Below are 3,671 nucleotides of genomic sequence, written 5' to 3'. Positions count from 1 at the left end.
GGTTTCCGCAATGCTCGCCGAACTCGACGACGAGTGGCTGACCGGCAAGGTCTATCTCAACTTCAACCTGTAACCCGGTTGTCATGACCACCCAACCGGAAATTTACAGAAAAGAGGTTGCACAATCTATTGATGCGGGCCGCGCTTGGTGATAGATGGATGGCATGCTGCACGCCTTGAAAAAAGTCTTGACAGGGCGTGTAGCGACGCCGCGCATCGGCTTTTTCACGTGCAGCCAAAATGCAGCCAAAAATGGCCCGGAAAGCAAAAAAACCCACCAAGGTGGGCTTAAGTGCTTGATTGATGTGGCTCCCCGACCTGGGCTCGAACCAGGGACCTACGGATTAACAGGCCGAGTACAGACACCAACAGGCACCAATATACACCAGCCATAGACGGGTGCAAAGCATGGCCAGACGTTTGAGCCTCGTCCCCATAAAGACAGAGCCCCGGTCAGGCTTTCGCCTGCCGGGGGTGTCTTCCCATCTCGACTACGAGTGAACGCAGAAACCACGCTGCGCTTGTTGGGGACTTTCCAGCCTTTCGGCCTTGGGTCACGCCGTGGCGCCTGTCACTTCGGCGCCACCAGAGCGGCTCAATGCTTTTTTACCAGGTTGATGCGGCAGTTGAGCCCCACCCACTGCGCGAGCTCCACAAAGTCGCGCAGTACCGCCACCCCTTCGTCGGCTCCCAGCCACGGCAGCAAGGCGCGCCGCTCCTGGGGGCCGATCGACAGCAGATGACGGGTGACGGGATTTTGGGTATTGACGCGAGCCCCGCTCGCCACCAAAGATTCGACTGCGGCTAACACGCCATCGAGAAAGCCAGCGGCGCGAGACGCATCGCCCGTGGTTGCAGCGGCTACCAACTCGATCTGCAGTAGCGGCATCAGCTCGCGCTTACCTTGGATCAGCTCGAGCGCCAGCGAGTAGCCCCGTTGAGCCATCATTACATCCCGTGGGCGTAGCAGCAGTTCCCAGATGGCGGAGTTGCTGGCCTGCGGTTGCTCCGCCTTGCGGCCGATCGACCGGCCTTCAGCGTTAGCGATGAGCCCCTTTGGGACGCGATTGATCCGGCTGGCGGCGGTAGCCATATCAGGCGGTCAGCAGGTCTTTGAAGGCTGCGAAGGCCCCGACGCGGATCGGCGCGATGCCAACGTCAGCACGGGCGATGATGCGCACGCGGCCATCCTTGGCGCCGGTAATGTCGTCGACCAGCAAGTCGATTGCTGCCGGACCCCAGAAACCGACAGCGATCTCGGCCAGGTCGCCCAGCACCAGCGCAGAACAGACGCCGGAACTGGTGCCCTTGGTCAGGTTGTCCGGGACATTTGGGGTCACGCGCACCGGGTAGCCCAGCAGGTCGCGGCCTTCGAAGAGGAACAGGTCGCCGCCTGAAACGCGCTGGGTGGTCCGCAGCTTCTTGGCCAGGGCAGGGCTCATCAGGAACGCAGGCGCAGCCATCTGGCCCGCGCGTGTGGCGACAGAGTGCTCGAGGTCCACCAGGTGCCCCCAGGTGGGTGCAGCACCGTTCGCGCCAGCCTCGAGCACGTCGAGGTCGGCATTGCCCAGCAGGCCCAGCGGTTGGCTCGTGCCGTTGCCGTTGATCGCGGCCAGGTCGATGGCGTGTGCGAGGCGGGTCACCAGCTCGCGCGACAGCAGCGCGTTGACGTCGACGGCTGCGTCATGCAGCAGGCGGCGCGAGAGTGTGACGGTGACGATCAGGCTTTTCGGCGTGAGGCGCGACTCGCCAAAGGTCGGCTCACGCTGGGGGGCCGGGTCGCCCTCGGCAATCCACCCATCGGCGGGGTCAAGCGGCGTGGTGGTGGTGATGCCGTAAGACGATCCCGTCAGGCCCGAGAGCACGGTAGCGCCGCCGCCAATGACAGCGGAGCTCGGCAGCAGACTTGCGGCGTTTTCGCGGTCCAGGCGCGCCGTGGTCAGGCTCGACGAATTGCTCGTGGTCAGATCGCGCGTCAGCGCTTTCAGCGGCACCCAGGTGCCACTCGGAACATTGCCGCCGCGCTGACGCAGCGATTCGGTGAGCTCAGACCAGGCCGAGACCTTGCGCTCATCAAGCGGGCGCAACGGGTGGCGGGTCTTGGACAGCACCAGCTCGCGGAGGTCCAGCTTGGACCCATATCGCTGCAGGGATTGCGCCTGCAAACCGAGCTCGTCGGCGGTCCTGCGCTGCAGCTCGCGCAGCGTCGGGCGGATTGGGGTCGCTTCCATTCGGGGGGCCTTTCGTGATGGGTTGATGCCACGATTGAACCAACCCGCGCGCGAAGTCTTGACAATAAAGTGCTTCAGCGGCCCCGGCCTTCCAGGAGCTGGCGGTAGCGGCGGGGCGTCGATGGCAGCGGCACCCCGCCAATGCGGCGGGCCTCAAACAGCAGCCGCTCGAGCTCGCTGGCGTGTTCGGGCGCTTCATCCAGGCGCCACCAGGCGGGCCACTTGCGCAGCTCGAATCGCTGGGCCATTCGCGCCAGCTCGACTGCGATGCGCCAGGGATGGGGACCGATCTCGGCTTCGACGTGCTGCGCCAGGCGGTACAGGTATTCGTCGCGCAGCCGAAGGCGGGCCGGTTCGGGGGTGCTTGGCATCCCCAGGCAGCGCGCCAGGCTTGGCGAGGGCCGTCGCAGTCGGCGGCCGTCCGCGTCAAGGGCGCCACGCTGCCCCGACAGGAGCCATGCGCGCACGCGCTCGCGCACCCACTGCCAGGTCTCGGGCGAGGGCCGATCCTCGAGCAGCGCCAGCAAGTGCTCGCGGTGGTCACTCATGGTGCGGCCTCCTGATGATCGGCGAACACCAGAACGAGGGGCCCGGCGTCGCCTCGCGCAGTGCGCGGCGCAGCATCGTCCGCAGCGGCTCGCCTGGCAGTCGCCAGATTTCGGGAAGGCGGCCAGGTACGGCCTCCAGACCGGCGATTTCGGCATCATGCGAAGCCAGCGGGAGCACGTACAGCTCTAGCGATTCATGCATGGCTGCCCTCCTGCGAATTGAGCAAGTCGCCATCAGCGACAAGGCTCAACGCACCTCGAATCTCGTCCTCTAGTATTTGGTGCACGGCCACCGGATCAGTGGTCGCAGCCAGGCCCGTCGCAACGCGGTCAGGGATGCCCAGAAAGCGCTCGCGCAGGGTGCTCAGTCGCCGGGCGACCGCATGCCGTACCGCGTCGACGCGAATCAGCTCACCCCGCTGCTCCTGCAGCCTCAGCACGGCCAGCTGCGCCTCCGCCTCCTCGCGAACGCGTCGTGCGTCCTCGTAGGTGGCACCCGGGGCTACGCTACCGCTTCGCACCGGCACGGCGGGTGAGCTACCCGTCCGCCGACGGGAGTTGGCCGCCCACTGCGCATCGGCCGCAATGGGCTCGATCATCTCTCGCCCGTCGACCACTATTGGCGTGATGCGACCCTCTGCGATGGCGCGGGTTACAGCGCTGGGTGCGACAGTTGTGTATCGTTCTTTCTGTAAATTCCATTTTGCCGGTTGTCTGCTGGGCGGGGATCTCCGGCGCTACGCGCCTACGCTCCCCGCCCAGCAGACAGCGCGAGGGTGGGTCTGACGCCATGACTTCGAGAAAGGAGTGTAACCCTCATGGCAATACGAGTCGAAACCAACCCCTTGGAAGCCGCTTATGCGATCTTGCTCGAGAACGGACTGGATGGCGC

The 3,671-nt window shown here is 65.1% G+C and carries 6 protein-coding genes; all 6 read right to left on the bottom strand.

Annotated elements, in window-relative coordinates; genetic code table 11:
• Positions 1-62: 62 nt before the first annotated feature.
• On the bottom strand, positions 63-281 hold the full coding sequence (locus Tther_RS13330) for a hypothetical protein (RefSeq protein ID WP_185975098.1): 219 nt from the start codon (positions 279-281) through the stop codon (positions 63-65).
• A 314-nt stretch (positions 282-595) separates the two neighbouring features.
• Entirely contained in the window at positions 596-1,093 is a 498-nt protein-coding gene (locus Tther_RS12795) for a hypothetical protein (RefSeq protein WP_143904476.1), read from the bottom strand.
• A 1-nt stretch (position 1,094) separates the two neighbouring features.
• Positions 1,095-2,231, bottom strand: coding sequence for a phage major capsid protein (locus tag Tther_RS12790; protein ID WP_143904474.1), 1,137 nt, complete (start codon positions 2,229-2,231; stop codon positions 1,095-1,097).
• Positions 2,232-2,305: 74 nt separating this feature from the next.
• Entirely contained in the window at positions 2,306-2,779 is a 474-nt protein-coding gene (locus Tther_RS12785) for a hypothetical protein (RefSeq protein WP_143904472.1), read from the bottom strand.
• Positions 2,772-2,981 (bottom strand): hypothetical protein, encoded by a 210-nt coding sequence (locus Tther_RS12780; protein ID WP_133597541.1) that lies wholly within the window; start codon positions 2,979-2,981, stop codon positions 2,772-2,774. The genes Tther_RS12785 and Tther_RS12780 overlap by 8 nt, the downstream gene beginning before the upstream one ends.
• Complete coding sequence (locus Tther_RS12775) at positions 2,974-3,378, bottom strand: hypothetical protein (RefSeq protein WP_143904470.1); 405 nt, start codon at positions 3,376-3,378, stop codon at positions 2,974-2,976. Before Tther_RS12775 ends, Tther_RS12780 begins: the two co-directional genes overlap by 8 nt.
• Positions 3,379-3,671: the final 293 nt, after the last annotated feature.

The organism is Tepidimonas thermarum, assembly GCF_007556705.1.
Classification (GTDB): Bacteria; Pseudomonadota; Gammaproteobacteria; order Burkholderiales; family Burkholderiaceae_C; genus Tepidimonas; species Tepidimonas thermarum.
Note: the sequence above shows the minus strand (reverse complement) of the source record. Positions and strands in the feature narration are given on the sequence as shown.

What these genes read in the sequence shown, in the direction of transcription:
- Tther_RS12775 (WP_143904470.1), bottom strand. Translation starts at nt 3,378, where the DNA reads ATGATCGAGCCCATTGCGGCCGATGCGCAGTGGGCGGCCAACTCCCGT.
- Tther_RS12780 (WP_133597541.1), bottom strand. Translation starts at nt 2,981, where the DNA reads ATGCATGAATCGCTAGAGCTGTACGTGCTCCCGCTGGCTTCGCATGAT.
- Tther_RS12790 (WP_143904474.1), bottom strand. Translation starts at nt 2,231, where the DNA reads ATGGAAGCGACCCCAATCCGCCCGACGCTGCGCGAGCTGCAGCGCAGG.
- Tther_RS12785 (WP_143904472.1), bottom strand. Translation starts at nt 2,779, where the DNA reads ATGAGTGACCACCGCGAGCACTTGCTGGCGCTGCTCGAGGATCGGCCC.
- Tther_RS12795 (WP_143904476.1), bottom strand. Translation starts at nt 1,093, where the DNA reads ATGGCTACCGCCGCCAGCCGGATCAATCGCGTCCCAAAGGGGCTCATC.